Here is a 15,583-nt window from a genome sequence, read left to right as displayed (position 1 = left end):
GTTCCTTTGAGCGGCGGACGTTATGACGGGAGTGTGCTTGCCCAGCCTTGCGCGAGCATTGCGGGGGGGGGCGGTGATCCACCGATAGATCCCGCCGAAACGGAAAAAGGCCGCGCTCCCGGGGGAGAGCGCGGCCCTGTCTGGCGTGTGGATGTGCCGTTCGCGTCAGCCGCGGAAGAGCGACAGGATGCTCTGGCTGCCGGAGTTGGCGATCGACAGCGCCTGGATGCCGAGCTGCTGCTGCGTCTGCAGCGCCTGGAGGCGGGTCGATTCGGCGTTCATGTCCGCATCGACGAGCTGGCCGATACCGCGATCGAGCGAGTCCTTCAGGGCCTTCACGAAGTCCTGCTGCAGGCCGATGCGGTTCTTGATGGCGCCGAGATTGGTGGCGGCATCGGTGATCGTGCCCAGGGCGTCGTCGACCGCCGAGATGTAGGTCTCGAGCTTGGCGAGGTCCGTGGCGTTGTCGGTCAGCTTGGAGATGTCGATGTCGGCGACGGAGAAGGTCTCCCAGGCCGAACCGGTATAGGCATCGTAGGTCTTGTCCAGGATGCCCTTGTTGCTGTCGACAGGGGTCGCCAGCGCCGTCAGCGTGACGGCAGCGCCAAGGCCGGCGACGCTGGCGTCGATGGCGACGTCCTCGTCGTTGCGGCTCTTGAAGGACAGGGCGTCACCGGCGGTGTTGATGCCGACCGACAGACCCTCGATGCCGAGCTTGTTGATCTCCTTGGCGATGTCCTTCAGCGAGGTGCCGGCGGCAACCGCGATGTTGAGGGCCGGAGCCGCGCCGACGGTGACGGTGATGTTGCCGCCGACGTCGAGCAGGGGATCGCGGGCCGCCGTCGAGATGGTCGGGAAGGCCTGCGCCGCATAGGCGGTGTCGAGGTTGGCGTCGTAGAGCTTGATCGCGTTCAGATCGACCGTGACGGTGTCGACCTGGACCTGGCCACCGGCGCGGGAGAAGGACGAGACGACCGACTTGGTGGCATTGTAGCTCGCCGCCGTCGAGTCGACCGAGATCCAGTTCTCGCCGTTGAACACCGCGGAGTCGGCCGTGTTCTGGAGCTGCTTCTGGAGTTCGCCGATTTCGCTCTGGATCTTGTCGCGGTCGACGCCGGGCGTACGGGCGGCGACGAGCTTGGCCTTGATCTCCGAGACGACTTCGACCGTGCCGTTCAGGCCGGTGTACATCGTGTCGATGGTCGCGGCGCCAAGGCCGAGAGCGTCCTGCACCGCGCCGAGCGCCTTGTTGTCCGAGCGCATCGTGGTGGCGATCGACCAATACGCGGCGTTGTCGGAGGCGGTCGAGACGCGCTGGCCGGTGGCGATGCGGTTCTGCGACTGGGCGAGGTTCTTGTTGGTCTGCGTCAGCGTCTGCAGCGCAGTCATGGCGGAGGTGTTGGTGAGCAGGCTGGTCATGATGATGTTCCTCAATCTGGAAGGGATTGGCGGGAACATTCCGGATTTCAACCGGGATGGCAGGGCGGCTTCATGCCTTTGACGCCGGGGACGCACCCATCGGGTCAACCTGCCATGGGGCCTGTGTAGCGGGGGAAGCTTGCGCGAGGCTGGCGCTGGCAAAGCGACCTGCGCGGTGCGACAAGGTCCATCGGGTCTTATGGGAGACGGGCTCGATGGCTCTCGGCGGTATCACCAACCTCGACTACACCGTCCTCCTGTGTCGAAGGCTGGCGGAAACGCGCGCCTTCTACCGCGATGTGATGCAGTTTCCGATCGAGGTCGATCTGGAGAACTGGGTCAATTTCCGGGTCGGTGCGGCGCTGCTCGCCCTGCGGCCGCGCGGCGTCTGGAGCGTCTGCGATGACGGCGCCGCCCTGCCGGGGTCGGCGGCCGTCCAGCTCGCCTTCCGCGTGGCGCCGCCCCAGGTCGACGCGTGCCATGCGGAGCTGGTCGCCAGGGGCGTGCCGATCCTGCGCGGGCCGACCGATCTGCCGAACTGGCGGCACAGAACATTGTTCTTCCGCGATCCGGAGGACAACATCATCGAGATCTACGCCGAATACTGACCGCGACCACATGCGGCCTCGGCCTCACGCGACCTTCTTCGCATAGACGAGGCAGAGCAGCTCGGCGACGACCTTGTAAAATTCCGGCGGGATCATCTGGTCGAGCTGGACGGCGGCGTGGAGCGAGCGGGCGAGCGCGCGGTCCTCGACCACGGGGATGTCGTTGGCTTCCGCGATCTCGCGGATCTTGAGCGCGATCAGGTCGGTGCCCTTGGCCAGCACCAGCGGCGCGCCGCCCTCCTCCTGCACATAGCGCAACGCCACGGCGTAATGGGTCGGGTTGGCGATGATGACGGTGGCACGGGGCACGGCCGCCATCATGCGGTTGCGGGCGCGGTCGCGGGCGAGCGAGAGCCGGCGGGACTTCAGGATCGGGTCACCCTCGGCCTGCTTGTGCTCGTCCTTGACCTCCTGCTTGGTCATGCGCAGCGAGCGGCGCCAGAATTTCTGCGTCCAGACCAGGTCGATGGCGACGATCACGATCGTCGCGACGCAGGCCGCCGAGAGCAGGCGGATCGCGATCGTCAGGATCAGCTCCGGTATCGCGCTGGGGTCCCTCAGCATGGCCGTCACCACCGTGTTCTTGTCCGATTTGAGGATGAGCCAGACGGTCACCGTGATGGCGGCGAACTTGGCCAATGACTTGCCGAATTCAACGAGGCCCTGGCTGCCGAAAATCCGCGTGAAGCCATTGGACGGCGAGAGCCGCGACCATTGCGGCTTGATCCGCTCGAGGGCGAGCTGGGGAGGATGCTGGAGGAAGGCAGCGCTCAGCCCGAAGACCAGGAAGAGCGCGAAGATGGGCCAGAGAAACAGGCCGGACTGCATGATCGCGTGGAGCAGGAGCGACGTCGTGTTCCCGCTGGTCGAGACGTCGAAGCCGGCCGGATCGCTCAGGAAATCCGAGAGGAAGCGCGTCAGGCCGCCGGCGCCGGCCTTCACCAGAAAGACGCCGGCGATCAGCGTCGCCGCGATGCTGGCGAAGATCGGCGCCTCCTTGGAGGAGGGGGTGTTGCCGCGTTCGACGGCGTCGCGGACCTTCTTCTCGGAGGCCTCCTCGGTCTTGCTCTCCTGGTCCTGTTCGGACACCGTTCTCTATCCCCCCTTCGGTAATGATCGCCCCTGGCCGATCATTGGAAATAGGCGCCCTCTTCACGCTCGGGATTGAGTTCGATCTCGCCGCGGCTGGCCATTTCGAGCGCCACGTCGGTGATGGCGCGACGGGCGTCGACCACCTCGCGCTGCAGCGCCGGCTCGCCGTTCTCGAGGTCCTGCTGCACGATGCGCCGTGCCCGGGCGGCGAGCGAGGACAGGATCTGATCCCGGAACCCGGCCTCCGTGCCCTTGAGGGCGAGCACGAGCCGGTCTGTCGGGACCTGGTCGAAGATCGCCATGCGGGCGCGGGCCGAGAGCTTGACGATGTCGTCGAAGGTGAAGAGCAGGCCCTTCAGCATCTCGGCCGATTCCGGCCGGATGCGCTGCAGGCTGCCGAGCGCCTCCTCCATGTCGTGGCTGTCCATCTTGTTGAGGATGTCGGCCATGCGGGCATGGGTGTCGGCGCCCTTGTTGCGCGAGAGGTTGAGGGTGAAGCCCTCATAGAGCGCCTTCTCGACGATCCCTGCGGGCTGCTCGGCCACCGGCTTGAGGTTGAGCATGCGGCGCATCAGCTCGTGGCGCTTGTCGGCGGGCCATTGCGTCATGACGCGCGAGGCGCAGGACGGCTTGAGCTTGGACAGCACATAGGCGGCGGTCTGCGGATGCTCCTTGGCGAGGTACCCCGCCAGCGCGCTTTCGGGCATCTGCGAGATGCGGTCCCAGATCGAGCGGTTGGCGGCCTCGGCGGTTTCGCCGATGATCTCGGTGATCTCCTCGGGCGGCAGCACGCCGGTGAGCAGCTTCTGCACCTCGCTCGGCGAGCCGACGAGGTTCATGCCACGGGAGAACTGGTCGCTGAACTCATCGACGAGATCTGCGATGTCGTCTGCGGCGACGGGGCCGAGTTCGGAGGCGCGCCGCATCAGCGCGCGGACCTCGGCGGTGTCGAGATGCTTCAGCATCCGCCCGGCCAGCGGCTTGCCCATCGCCAGGACGAGCACGGCCGCCTTGCCGGCGCCGCCGAGCGGCGACGCCCGGCCGGTCGAGGCGGCCGCCGTGGCGCCGGCCCGGTTGTCTTTCGCGCTCGCCGTCATCGTGTGCCCTTGCCTCACTCTTCGAACTTGGCCTGGACGCCGACGATCTCGGTCAGCGAGACGCCGAATCGGCTGTTGTCGTCCTCGACGATGACGACCTCGCCGCGCGCCACGATGCGGCCGTTGACGACGACGTCGACCGGTTCGCCGACGCGGTGGTCGAGCGGCACGACCGCGCCGCGGCGCAGCTTCATCAGATTGGCGACCTGCATCGTGGCGCTGCCGAGCACGACCTGAATGGTGACGGGAATGCGCAGCACGGCTTCGAGATTGAGCGGGTCGTCCGATGCGACCGGCGTGTCGCTGCCCTCGGGGCTTTCGGTGTCGGAGGCTGCGGTTTCCAGCAGATCCACGTCGGCCCCGTCCTGGGCAAGCGCGAGATCGCTCAGCTTCATCGGTTTGGTCGGCTTCTTCATGACGGTCTCCCGGAGAGATTGCGTGCCCGGCTTCAGGCGGCGTTGGCGCGGCGGCCCGCCCCGGTGCGCGCGGCGCCGGTGGCTGTGCCGAGGGTGTCGATGTCGCCGACCAGGCGACGGCCGGCATCGATGCGCAGGCCCAGCTCCTCGATGACCTGGCGGCCATTGGCCTGGAGGTCGCGGACCGTGGACTGGATCGCTTCGAGCGCGGCCTCGGTCTTGCCGAAGACCTGCTGGAATTCGGCATGATAGGCGCGCATGCGCTTCAGTTCGCGGCGCATCCGCAGGACCTGCAGGCTGGTCAACAGCAGGGCCGCGAAGAGGACGGCTTCACCGAGATAGAAGATCATCGAAAAACTCCTGTTCCTGGTTGGCGCTGTCCTGGACGCGCAGGACATAGGACCCGTCGCGCTGGCCGAGCTGGCACCAGAAGACGGTTTCGTCGTTGCATTGGAGGCGGATCGGCGAGCGTGGCGAGGCCTGCAGCTCGATGACCTGGCCGATCTGGAGGGCGCTGATCTCGCCCAGCGTCATCGGACGCTCCTCGAGGATCGCCTGCAGCTTGACCTCGGTCTTGTGGACCTCTGTCTGGATCTGCCGCGTCCAGCGCTGGTCCTTGACCGTGGTGTGGCCGGAGACGACCCGGGTGAGGCTCTGGCGGATCGGGTTCAGCGCCGTCTGCGGGATGATGACGAACATCTGGCCGCAGTTGTCGAGGCCCTGGACCAGCAACTGCGACTTGACCGCGAGGTTGCTGCGGCTGCCGATGGCGGCGAAGTACATCCGCGTCTCGACCTGCTCGAAGAGGAAGCGCACGTCGCAGACCGGGCTGAAGGCGGCCTGCAGGTTCTGCGCGGCGAGCTCGAAGAGCGATTGCGCGACCTGGATCTCGATGGGCGTGTAGGGCCGCTCGTCATCGGGGAAGTCGGGCTCGTATTTGTAGGGCCGCTCGCTGCCATCAGCGCCGAAGAGCACCTCGATCAGCGTGAAGATGAAGTCGCGGTCGAAGCCGATCAGGATGCGGGAATCCCATTCCGGCGAGTGGAAGATGCCGGCGATGGTGTTGTGGGCATGAGCGTTGAGCGCGTCGCCGATGCGCTGGCTCTGGACATTGGCGACGGAGAAATAGGTCGGCGAGGTCGACATCTGGCGCACGGCGTCGGCGCAGCCGGTGGCGAGCCGGTCGAAGACCATGCGCAGCATCGGCAGGCGATCGATCGAGATGCCCGTCGATTCGAGCAGCTTGTCCTCGCGGATCGCTTGGGTCGCGGTGCTCATCAGGCGGCTTCCTTCTGGGCGCGGTCATTGGCGGGCGTGCGCTGGCCCGCGCCGCTGATGGTCTTGTCCTCGACCTCGTCGATCGAGGGGCGCTCCGCCGAGGCGATGACCTTGCGGCCATATTCCAGCGCGACCTGCGGGGCGGCGCCGTTGATGAAGGCGAGCAGGGTCTGCTTCACCACGATGTAGACGCGCGCCTGCTTCTCCCGGGTCGTCTTGATCTTCAGCGAGATCGGCCCGATCACCGCATAGGAGAAGAAGATGCCGGCGAAAGTGCCCACCAGCGCGGCGCCGATGAAGCCGCCGAGCAGCGCGGGCGACTGGTCGATCGCGCCCATCGCCTTGATCACGCCGAGCACGGCGGCGACTATGCCGAGCGCGGGCAGGGCCTCCGAGACGGTGCCGAGCGCGTAATAGGGTTTCAGCCGGTCCTGGAGATGGCTCGATATCTCCTCGTCGAGCAGCGCCTCGACCTCATGGGCCTGCGCCTTGCCGACGATGATCAGCCGGAAATAATCGCAGATGAAGGTGGTCAGCAGGGGATCGGCGAGGACGCTGGGATGAGCTGCAAACAGCGTCGATTCATAGGGCGTCTCGATATGCTGCTCGATCTCGGCGCGCCCCTTGTTGCGGAGTTCGCGCATCAGCGCATAGAGCACGCCGAGAACGGCGAAGTAATGCGCCTGGCTCGGCGTCTGGTTGCGCATCGCCTCGACGACGGCGGTGCCGGTGTCGGTCACCGTCTTCATCGGATTGGCGATGATGAACGTTCCGACCGCGGTCCCCAGGATGATGACCAATTCCCAGGGCTGCCAGAGCACGGCGACATGGCCGCCCATCGCAGCGAAGCCGCCGATCAGCGAGCCGACGGCAATCAACAATCCCACCAATACGCTCAACGCCCGGCTCCTTCTCGCAATCTGCAAGTGAAGCGCTAGTCGATCTGGCTTGCGCGAGGCTGAAAAGACTGGCGCTGCACTGGGTCAGGCCCGCGCAAGCCTTGCGCGGGAGCATGGCTCAAGACGAGCGGACATGACGCTTCTGGCGCCGAGAGGGTGCGATGACCACGACGACGATGGCTTTCCAGGCGGTGGCGCGAAACCTGCCCAAATCCCTGGAGCGCGCGGCCGCTGTGCCGCAGACCGCCAACGAGACGGCGCATTATCTCGAGCATATCGGCGAGATCAAATCGATCGACGACTTCATGGCCAATGACCGGATCTACCGGTTTGCCATGAAGGCCTTCGGTCTCGAGGAGATGACCTATGCCAAGGGCCTGATCCGCAAGGTGTTGAGCGAAGGCGTCGACGGGTCCAACACCTTCGCCAACAAGCTGTCCGACCCGCGCTACAAGGAGCTGGCGACGACGTTCAATTTCGCCCGCTACGGCTCGGCGACGACGAGTTTCGACAAGACCCAGAAGCCGATCGCGGAGCGCTATGTCCGCCAGGTCTTCGAGGAGCAGCAGGGCAGCCAGAACGAGAATGTGCGGCTGGCTTTGTATTTCGAGCGCAAGGCGTCCGGCATCAAGAACGCCTATGAGGTGCTGGCCGACCCGGCGCTGCTGAAGGTGGTGCAGACCGCGCTTGGCATCCCGTCCTCGACCTCGATGATCCCGATCGACAAGCAGGCGGAGATGATCGCCAAGAAGCTCGACTTCGCCACGCTGAAAGATGCCGAGGGCGTCAAGGATTTCCTGCTGCGCTTCACCTCGCTCGCCGATATCGGCGCGAGCCAGGCTGCCGCCAGCAGCGCGCTGACGATCCTCGTCGGGCCGCCGGTCGCGGCCGGGGTCAGCACCGACGTGCTGTTCAGCATCCAGAACCTGCGCCTCGGGGGCATTTGACCATGCAATCGTCGATCTATGTCGGCCTGTCCTCCCAGCTCGTGCTCGAGAAGCGCATGGAGACGCTGGCGCGCAACGTCGCCAATATGAACACGGCGGGTTTCCGGGCGGAGGAGGTCAAGTTCAGCACCTTCCTGTCGAAGAAGGGGCAGGATGCGGTTGCCTTCGCCTCGCCCGGCGAGACCTATATCAGCCGGATCCAGGGCGGGCTCGACAAGACCGGCAACCCGCTCGACGTCGCCGTCGAAGGCGATGGCTGGCTGGCGATCAACACCCCGGCCGGCACCGTCTACACCCGCGACGGACGGATGAAGATGTCGCCGCAAGGCGAGCTGCGGACGCTGTCGGACCACGCCGTGCTCGATGCCGGGGGCGCGCCGATGCAGCTCGACCCCGAGGGCGGCCCGCCGACCATCGCCAAGGACGGCATGATCTGGCAGGGCAACCAGCAGGTCGGCGCGATCGGCCTGTTTGCAATCGACCCCAACGCCCAGCTGGAGCGCCGCGACAATTCTGGGGTGGTTCCCGACCGGCCGGCGGTGCCGATCCTCGACTTCGTCATCAATGGCGTGCGCCAGGGCTATGTCGAGGGCTCGAACGTCAATCCGATCCGCGAGATGACCAAGCTGATCGCCGTGACGCGGGCCTTCGAGAGTGCGGCCAACGCGATCGACAAGGGCGAGAAGGCCGTCGATGGCGCGATCCGCTCGCTCGGCGAGGGCTGAGCGCCCGCCTCTTCCCGGCCTCGGCCCCCAAAGCTTGCGATAGATCCGAAGGATCGCGATGAACGCGCTGAGACGTCTCGAACATGCGCTCGCGGGCGGCCCCCAGCCCCAGGAGCTGGTCCAGGTCAGCGGCAGCGTCAGCGAGGTCACGCCGGCGGCGCTGCGGGTGCGCGGCCTGTCGCGCTTCGTGCGGCTGGGCGAGCGCATCGCGCTCTCGACCAATGGCCGGGAGGAGCTGGGCGAGGCGATCCGGATCGATCGCGAGGGCGTGCTGGTGAAGCCGTTCGCGACCACGGTCGGCGTCGGCCTCGGCGCGCGTGCCAGCGTCGCGGGGCCGTTGAGCCTGCGCCCGGCCCAGAGCTGGAAGGGGCGCGTGATCAATGCCTTCGGCGAGCCGATCGACGAGGGCGGGCCGCTGCTGCCGGGGGAGGTCGCGATGCCGGCCGAGGGCCCGCCGCCGGAGGCGATGAAGCGGGCGCGGGTGACGCGGCCGATCCGCACCGGCGTCAAGGTCGTCGATCTGTTCACGCCGCTTTGCGCCGGACAGCGCATCGGCGTCTTCGCCGGCTCCGGCGTCGGCAAGTCGAGCCTGCTCTCGATGCTGGCGCGGGCGCCGGGCTTCACGACGATCGTCATCGGGCTTGTCGGCGAGCGCGGCCGCGAGGTGCGCGAATTCCTCGACGACACGCTGGGCGCCATGCGCGCGCAGGCCGTCGCGGTCGTCTCGACCAGCGACGAGAGCGCGATGATGCGGCGTCTGGCGCCCAACACCGCGATGGCGGTGGCCGAGTATTTCCGCGACCAGGGCGAGGATGTGCTGCTGATCATCGACTCGGTCACACGCCTCGCCCATGCGGCGCGCGACGTCGCGCTGGCGGCCGGCGAGCCCGCGGTCGCGCGCGGCTACACGCCGAGCGTCTTCAGCACCTTGCCGAAGCTGCTCGAGCGCGCCGGCCCCGGCGTCGAGGGCACCGGCACGATCACCGGCATCTTCTCCGTGCTGATCGACGGCGACGACCACAACGACCCGGTCGCGGATTCGATCCGCGGCACGCTCGACGGGCATCTCGTGCTCGACCGGGCGATCGCCGATCAGGGCCGCTATCCGGCGGTGAACGTGCTGGGCTCGGTCTCGCGCCTGGCCCATCATGTCTGGACGCCCGAGCAGCGCGGGCTGGCCTCGCGGATGAAGGCGCTGATCGCCCGCTTCGAGGACACCCGCGATCTGCGCCTGATGGGCGGCTACCAGGCCGGCGCCGACGCCGAGCTCGACAAGGCGATCGTGCTGGTGCCGAAGATCTACGAGGCCCTGCACCAGGAGATGAGCGCCGCGCTCAGCGCCGACGCCTTCAAGGATCTGGCGACCACGCTGCAGGGATGAGGGGCAGGCGCACACCGTCGCTTTGGTCGTCACCGTCATTGCGAGCGCAGCGAAGCAATCCAGGGGACGTGGAGCGAGCCCTTCTGGATTGCTTCGCTGCGCTCGCAATGACGGTGAGCGCCGTGGGTCTCAGCCCCGCAGCTGGTCCTTGCGGACGTAGTTGAATTCCTTGACCAGCACGTCCTTGACCAGCTCGCCGCCGAGGCGGGCGTTGACGCCGGTCTTCACCGTCTTGAGCAGGGCGTCGATGTCGACGCGTTCCAGCCGCGCGAAATCGACCTGGGTGTTGGAATAGATCGCGCGCAGCGCTTCGTCGCGGACGTAGGCGTGCGGCTTCACCGTCATCTGGCGGAGCGTGCGGGCATCGGCTGTGAAGACGAACTGGGCGGCGACATAGCCCTGCACGTCGCCATGGGCGATGATCGGGACATGGATCAGCGCGGTCTCCTCATACTCGAGGCCCTCGAAGAACGGGGCTTCCGAGGCCGGCGGCACTTCGGCGCGCCAGGTCAGGGCGAGATGGCCCGAGAGCAGCGTGACACCGCAGACCCAGGCGCCGAGCACGAGGAGCCGGGCCGTCGTCACGAGGCCCGGGCCTTGGCGCCCGCCGCAGCCGCGATGCGGGAGGTCGCATGGTATGTGCCGTCGGATTCGGCGTCGATCAGCGTGCTGGTCATCGCCGAGGCGATCTCCCGGACGGCCTCGAGATGCATGCCGATCGCCATGCGGTTATGCTCCAGCTTCAGCCGCAGCGAGGACAGGCGCGCGATCAGGCGGCCGTCATCGACCTCGTCGCGCATCGCCCGCATGGCGCGGCTGGCATCGAGCAGCAGCCGGCTCTTGATCTCGTTCAGGCGGTTGAAATCGGCGCTGCGGAGCGCCATCAGCTCCGCCGTTTCATGGTCGAGCGCCTGTTCGAGGCGGTCGAGGACGGCCCACATCGCCCGCGAGGCGCCGCTCGGCGCCTGCGGCTCGCGCACAGGTTCGCCTTCAAGGGCTGCGAGGAGCGCCGGCAAGGTCGAGGGCTGCGCCAAGGCCGTGCCTTGGGTGTCGTGATGCTCGCTCATGATCGTTCAAGCCTGTCTGAAGTTGGAGCGGACCACGCCGCCGGCGGCGGCAGGCTTGGTCAGGTCGAGGAAGCGCTGTTCGACGCTGAGCGGAATGGCGAGGTCGCGCGCATTGGCGCCGGCGATCTTGCTGTCGAGCAGCTTGCGGGCGGCGGCGACTGCGCTGTCGGGCGCGGCCGGCGCGCCGGAGTTGGTGCGGGCGGCGATGGCGGCCTCGACCTTTTCACGGATGCCGAGCCCGCCTGCCTTGGCGATCTGGTTGGCGATCTGCTCGGACAGCATCGAGCGCCAGACGCCGCCCGCCGTGCCGCTGCCGAAAGTATTGGCTGTGGCCTCGGGCATCATCTGCTCGATGAAGGTGGAGATCACCTGCGCCTCGAACTGCTGAAGCGTCTTCGCGCTCTTCGACGGCACGGCGCCGGCGGCCGTGTCCAGCTTTGCCGGCGCAAGACTGGCGAATTTGTCGCGCGCGCCGGCCAGGCCGGGGATGGACCCGGTGGGGGCAGCCTCGTCGACGGCGGCGGCGAACTGTGTGCCGGCGACGCCCGATCCCAGCCGCTGAAGCCTGTCGAAGGCCACCTGCAGGCGGGCGGGATCGGCGGCGCGCGCGACGTCGAGAACGATATCCGACGGGGGAGAAATCGCCATTGTCACCTTCCAGGGTCGTTGCACGATCTGGGATGATCCTGCCGGATCAGGCTTGTTTCAGGCTTGCGGGCGAGGCTGTGCGGTTGGCCGCTGAGGGCTCTCAGAGCTTCGCCGCCCGTTGGCCCTCGCGCGCATCCATGATCTCGACCAGCGCGCCGTCCTGGTCGGTGCGCAGCTTGATCTTGCGGACATGGTCGGCGAGCCGGGCCGTGCGTTTTTCGCGCCCCGTCTCGGCCAGAACCTGTTTCGCCTGGGCGGCGGCGGCGGCTTCGAACGCCCAGATCGAGACGCCGACGCGGTGCAGGCGCTTGGCCGTCATGTCGGCGAAGAGCCCGGCGGTGGGGCCGTCGCCGTTCAGCGAGGCGACCAGCGCGCGGCTTTCGTCGCGGGCGGCCGCGGCCTGCAGTTCGATCGCCTTCTGGCGCCATTCGGCGAGCTTGCGGATGCGCGACTGGATCGACAGCATCCGCTCGATCGCCTTCAGCCGCCTGGCTTGCATGGCGCGTCAGCCGCGGATGAGCCAGGCCGAGAAGCCGGCGATGAACAGCTTCAGCGCCTCGGGGCCGGAGAAATACAAAAGGAAGAGGCCGCCCGCGATGACGAAGGGCAGCGAGATGAAATAGACCGGGATCTGCGGCGTCAGCTTGTTCATCAGCCCGATCGCCAGGTTGACCACCACCGCGTAGATCATGAAGGGGCTGCCGATGCGCAGCGCCAGATAGAAGGTTTCCGAGGCCCGGTCGGCAATCTGGATCAGCCCGGCCTGGGCCTCGAAGCCGGTGCCTGGCGCAATGCGCGTATAGGAGCCGGCGAGCGCGCGGATGACCTCGGCATGCTGGTTGGTGACGAACATCAGTGTCGCTGCGGTCATGGTGATCAGCGTGACGAAGGGGGCCGAGGCCTCCGCCTCGTCGATCGGCAGTCCCGGCAACTGGCCGAGCCCCGCCGCCGTCGCCATCGCGGTGGCGATGGTCTGCAAGGCCAGGAAGAAGAAGCGCGCCATCAGCCCGATCAACGCGCCCGTCATCGTCTCGGCGAGGATGATCCGCAGCAGCGTGGCAGGGCCGGGTTCCGAGAAACCTGCGAAGGCCGGCAGCACGAAGGGCGACAGCGCCAGCGTGACCCCGACCGCGATGAAGAGCCGAAACCGGACGGGCACGCGCGGGCTCGACAGGCCGGGCATCAGCATCAGGCAGGCGCCGATGCGGCAGAAGATCAGGAAGGCGTGCAGCAGCGTGTCGGGCGTGAACGGCGTCACGAGATCGTGCCCAGCAGGTTGACCTCCAGCCCGCGTGCGATCTCGACATGGGAGAGGACCGGCAGCGCCGGGAAGATGCGCTCGACGATCATGCGGACGTATGGGCGTGCATCGGGGCTGGTGACGAGCACGAAGCTCTGGCCCTGGTCCATGCGGGCGCGGATCGCCGTCGTCGCCTCCGTGGCGAACTCCTCGATCAGACGCGGGTCGATGTCGAACTCGACGACCTCGCCCTTGGCGTCGCGGCGCAGGCTCTCATGGAAGGCGAGGTCCCAGCGGTTGCCCAGCCGCAGCATGTTGAGCACGCCGCCCTCGGTCAGGTCGCCGCAGATCTGCTGGGCCATGCGCATGCGGACATGCTCGGCGATCTGCTCGGCGCGGCGGACATGCGGCGCGATCTCGGCGATGACCTCGAGGATCAGATGCAGGTTGCGGATCGAGACGCGCTCGGCCAGCAGCAGGCGCAGCACCGCCTGCAGGCTCGACAGCGACATATGCGCCGGGCAGATCTCGTCGAGCAGCTTCTTGTATTCGGGTCCGAGCCGGTCGAGCAGCGCGCGCATGTCCTTGTAGGACAAAAGCTGGCCGAGATTCTTGCGGATCGTCTCGCTGAGATGGGTCAGCAGCACCGAGAGCCGGTCGACCGGCTGCATGCCCTCGCGCTTGACCTCGTTGGCGTAGCTCTCGGACACCCACATCGCCTTGACGCCGAAGGCCGGCTCGCGGACCTCCTCGCCCGGCAGATCGGGCAGGCGGCCATCGCCGACGACGACCAGCATGCTCCCGGGGCGCATCTCGCCGGTGGCGGCGACGGTGCCGTGGATGCGGAACTCATAGGTCTTGGGTGGCAGCCGCAGGCTGTCGGAGAGTTTGATCTCCGGCACGACGAAACCGTATTGCTGCGCGAATTTCTTGCGCATCTTGCCGACGCGATGGGCAAGCTCGCTGTGCGAGGTCAGCATCTCGGCGGCGATCTGCTTGCCGAGGCTGAGTTCAATCTCGGCGGTCCGGAGCGACTCCTTGATCGTGTCCTGGCTTTCGCGGGCGGTCTCTTCCGCCTCCATGGCGCGGATTTCCTCCGCGGCGGCGGCGCGCTCGGCGATGCGCTTGGGGATGGTGTAGCCGACGAAGGCCATCAGCCCGCCGAGCAGCGCGAAGGGCAGGAGCGGCAGGCCCGGCACCAGCGCCAGGATCACCATCAGCAAGGCGGCGACGAAGAGCGCGCGCGGATAATGCCCGAGCTGGCCGACAATGGCCTGTTCGGCGGTGCCGCGCGTGCCGCCCTTGGAGACGAGCAGGCCCGCCGCGAGCGAGACGATCAGCGCCGGGATCTGGGTGACGAGACCATCGCCGACCGCGAGCTTGACGAAGACGTCGGCCGATTGCGACAGCGACAGGCCGTGGCGGGTGACGCCGATGATGATGCCGCCGAGGATGTTGACCGCGGTGATGATCAGGCCGGCGATGGCGTCGCCGCGGACGAATTTCGAGGCGCCGTCCATGGCGCCGAAGAAGGAGCTTTCCTCCTCCAGCTCGTGGCGGCGGCGCTGCGCCTCGGGCGCATCAATCAGCCCGGCCGAGAGATCGGCATCGATCGCCATCTGCTTGCCGGGAATCGCGTCGAGCGTGAAGCGCGCGCCGACCTCGGCGATGCGGGTCGCGCCCTTGGTGATGACGATGAAGTTCACCGTCACCAGGATGATGAAGACGATCAGCCCGATGACGAAGTCGCCGGCGATGACGAAGCGGGCGAAGCCGTCGATGATGTAGCCCGCCGCATGCGAGCCCTCATTGCCATGCGAGAGGATGACCCGGGTCGTGGCGATGTTGAGGGCCAGCCGCAGCATCGTCGCGACGAGCAGGATGGTCGGAAAGGACGAGAATTCGAGCGGCTTTTTGATCCAGAGCGCGACCATCAGGATCAGCACTGACAAGGCGATCGAGAAGGCGATGCCGAGATCGATCAGGAACGCCGGAATCGGCAGGAACAGGATCGACAGGATGCCGACGATGCCGATGGCGAAGGCGATGTCGCGGAGGCTCGCCGGCGGCTCGGTTTGGCCCGCCGCCTTTGCCGCCGGCTTGCCGGTGATGAGGTTTGGCGTCGCCATGCTGAGCCGGTGTCCTGTCGTCGGAGATGGGTATCGTTGGGTCAGGCGGGCTCTAGAAACCGCGCTCGATTCGGCCGTAGACGCGCTCGGTGAAGGCGAAGACCTGGGCGCCGGTGAAGGCGCCGGTCGTCGCCATCACGACCAGGATCACCACGATCTTGGGCACGAAGGTCAGCGTCGCCTCCTGCACCTGGGTCAGGGCCTGCATCAGGGCGATCGCGATGCCGATGACCATGGCCGCGACCACCGCGGGTCCGGCGCCGACGATGATCGCCCAGACGGCGTCGCGCATCATGTCCAGGGCGTCGGCCTCGTTCATCGTCGTGCCCTCAAGCCTGCGTCGCGGCCGGCTTCAGCGCGGCGAGGCCGGCGATGATCTGGTCGAGCTTGGCATTGGCCGTGACCGACTGCTCGACCTGCGAGAGCGCGGCGAATTGCTGGACATATTGCGCCGGGTCGGTCGGGTTGGTCGGGTCCTGGTTCTTGGCCTGGGCGATCAGGAGCTGGAGGAAGGTGTTGTAGTCGCCCATCGCGTTCTTGGCGCTCGTCGAACCCGAGGCCGTGCTCGTCGTGGTGCTCTGGATGCTGGATACGTCCATGATCGCCTCTGCAAGGTTGGGTTCCTGCCGCTCTTCGG

The 15,583-nt window shown here is 67.2% G+C and carries 19 protein-coding genes; 4 read left to right on the top strand and 15 right to left on the bottom strand.

Annotated elements, in window-relative coordinates; translation table 11 throughout:
• Window positions 1-165 precede the first annotated feature (165 nt).
• Window positions 166-1,419 carry a flagellin N-terminal helical domain-containing protein gene (locus tag Q8S38_RS10770; protein ID WP_305680414.1) on the bottom strand — a complete coding sequence of 418 codons (1,254 nt, stop codon included), beginning with the start codon at window positions 1,417-1,419 and terminating at the stop codon, window positions 166-168.
• Window positions 1,420-1,634: 215 nt separating this feature from the next.
• Here Q8S38_RS10770 and Q8S38_RS10765 point away from each other — a divergent pair, with 215 nt between their 5' ends.
• Window positions 1,635-2,027 carry a VOC family protein gene (locus Q8S38_RS10765; RefSeq protein ID WP_305680413.1) on the top strand — a complete coding sequence of 131 codons (393 nt, stop codon included), beginning with the start codon at window positions 1,635-1,637 and terminating at the stop codon, window positions 2,025-2,027.
• 24 nt (window positions 2,028-2,051) lie between these two features.
• Here the strand turns inward: Q8S38_RS10765 and flhB are convergent, their stop codons facing one another.
• From flhB to motA, 6 genes are read right to left on the bottom strand one after another with little or no spacing between them, the layout of a single operon-like run.
• Window positions 2,052-3,116, bottom strand: coding sequence for a flagellar biosynthesis protein FlhB (flhB, locus tag Q8S38_RS10760; protein WP_305680412.1), 1,065 nt, complete (start codon window positions 3,114-3,116; stop codon window positions 2,052-2,054).
• Between the two features lie 41 nt (window positions 3,117-3,157).
• Entirely contained in the window at window positions 3,158-4,216 is a 1,059-nt protein-coding gene (locus Q8S38_RS10755; protein WP_305680411.1) for a flagellar motor switch protein FliG, read from the bottom strand.
• A gap of 14 nt (window positions 4,217-4,230) precedes the next feature.
• Window positions 4,231-4,632 carry a flagellar motor switch protein FliN gene (gene fliN / locus Q8S38_RS10750; protein WP_305680410.1) on the bottom strand — a complete coding sequence of 134 codons (402 nt, stop codon included), beginning with the start codon at window positions 4,630-4,632 and terminating at the stop codon, window positions 4,231-4,233.
• A 32-nt stretch (window positions 4,633-4,664) separates the two neighbouring features.
• Window positions 4,665-4,982, bottom strand: a complete 318-nt coding sequence (locus tag Q8S38_RS10745; RefSeq protein ID WP_305680409.1) for a hypothetical protein — start codon at window positions 4,980-4,982, stop codon at window positions 4,665-4,667.
• Window positions 4,963-5,910 carry a flagellar motor switch protein FliM gene (locus Q8S38_RS10740; protein WP_305680408.1) on the bottom strand — a complete coding sequence of 316 codons (948 nt, stop codon included), beginning with the start codon at window positions 5,908-5,910 and terminating at the stop codon, window positions 4,963-4,965. Before Q8S38_RS10740 ends, Q8S38_RS10745 begins: the two co-directional genes overlap by 20 nt.
• The gene (gene motA / locus Q8S38_RS10735; RefSeq protein ID WP_305680407.1) at window positions 5,910-6,809 is read right to left on the bottom strand and encodes a flagellar motor stator protein MotA; all 900 of its coding nucleotides are present in this window, start codon (window positions 6,807-6,809) and stop codon (window positions 5,910-5,912) included. Before motA ends, Q8S38_RS10740 begins: the two co-directional genes overlap by 1 nt.
• Window positions 6,810-6,970: 161 nt before the next feature.
• Here motA and Q8S38_RS10730 point away from each other — a divergent pair, with 161 nt between their 5' ends.
• From Q8S38_RS10730 to fliI, 3 genes are read left to right on the top strand one after another with little or no spacing between them, the layout of a single operon-like run.
• Window positions 6,971-7,756 carry a DUF1217 domain-containing protein gene (locus Q8S38_RS10730; RefSeq protein ID WP_305680406.1) on the top strand — a complete coding sequence of 262 codons (786 nt, stop codon included), beginning with the start codon at window positions 6,971-6,973 and terminating at the stop codon, window positions 7,754-7,756.
• Window positions 7,757-7,758: 2 nt separating this feature from the next.
• A complete protein-coding gene (gene flgF, locus Q8S38_RS10725) occupies window positions 7,759-8,481 on the top strand; it encodes a flagellar basal-body rod protein FlgF (RefSeq protein ID WP_305680405.1) in 723 nt (240 codons plus the stop codon).
• Window positions 8,482-8,539: 58 nt separating this feature from the next.
• Window positions 8,540-9,862: a flagellar protein export ATPase FliI gene (fliI, locus tag Q8S38_RS10720; protein WP_305680404.1), complete on the top strand. Its 1,323-nt coding sequence runs from the start codon at window positions 8,540-8,542 to the stop codon at window positions 9,860-9,862.
• Between the two features lie 129 nt (window positions 9,863-9,991).
• On the opposite strand, the gene Q8S38_RS10715 is transcribed toward fliI, so the two are convergent.
• The 8 genes from Q8S38_RS10715 to Q8S38_RS10680 form a co-directional block, all read right to left on the bottom strand.
• The gene (locus tag Q8S38_RS10715) at window positions 9,992-10,447 is read right to left on the bottom strand and encodes a hypothetical protein (protein WP_305680403.1); all 456 of its coding nucleotides are present in this window, start codon (window positions 10,445-10,447) and stop codon (window positions 9,992-9,994) included.
• Entirely contained in the window at window positions 10,444-10,929 is a 486-nt protein-coding gene (locus tag Q8S38_RS10710; RefSeq protein ID WP_305680402.1) for a hypothetical protein, read from the bottom strand. Before Q8S38_RS10710 ends, Q8S38_RS10715 begins: the two co-directional genes overlap by 4 nt.
• A 6-nt stretch (window positions 10,930-10,935) precedes the next feature.
• Window positions 10,936-11,577: a rod-binding protein gene (locus tag Q8S38_RS10705; RefSeq protein ID WP_305680401.1), complete on the bottom strand. Its 642-nt coding sequence runs from the start codon at window positions 11,575-11,577 to the stop codon at window positions 10,936-10,938.
• Between the two features lie 100 nt (window positions 11,578-11,677).
• Window positions 11,678-12,076, bottom strand: coding sequence for a hypothetical protein (locus tag Q8S38_RS10700; protein ID WP_305680400.1), 399 nt, complete (start codon window positions 12,074-12,076; stop codon window positions 11,678-11,680).
• Window positions 12,077-12,082: 6 nt separating this feature from the next.
• Window positions 12,083-12,835 carry a flagellar biosynthesis protein FliR gene (gene fliR, locus Q8S38_RS10695; RefSeq protein ID WP_305680399.1) on the bottom strand — a complete coding sequence of 251 codons (753 nt, stop codon included), beginning with the start codon at window positions 12,833-12,835 and terminating at the stop codon, window positions 12,083-12,085.
• Window positions 12,832-14,946, bottom strand: coding sequence for a flagellar biosynthesis protein FlhA (gene flhA, locus Q8S38_RS10690; RefSeq protein WP_305680398.1), 2,115 nt, complete (start codon window positions 14,944-14,946; stop codon window positions 12,832-12,834). The genes fliR and flhA overlap by 4 nt, the downstream gene beginning before the upstream one ends.
• Before the next feature lie 52 nt (window positions 14,947-14,998).
• Window positions 14,999-15,265, bottom strand: coding sequence for a flagellar biosynthetic protein FliQ (locus Q8S38_RS10685; RefSeq protein ID WP_305680397.1), 267 nt, complete (start codon window positions 15,263-15,265; stop codon window positions 14,999-15,001).
• A gap of 10 nt (window positions 15,266-15,275) precedes the next feature.
• The gene (locus Q8S38_RS10680) at window positions 15,276-15,545 is read right to left on the bottom strand and encodes a flagellar hook capping FlgD N-terminal domain-containing protein (RefSeq protein WP_305680396.1); all 270 of its coding nucleotides are present in this window, start codon (window positions 15,543-15,545) and stop codon (window positions 15,276-15,278) included.
• Window positions 15,546-15,583 lie beyond the last annotated feature (38 nt).

This window comes from Allobosea sp. (assembly GCF_030695125.1).
Taxonomy (GTDB): Bacteria; Pseudomonadota; Alphaproteobacteria; order Rhizobiales; family Beijerinckiaceae; genus Allobosea.
Note: the sequence above shows the minus strand (reverse complement) of the source record. Positions and strands in the feature narration are given on the sequence as shown.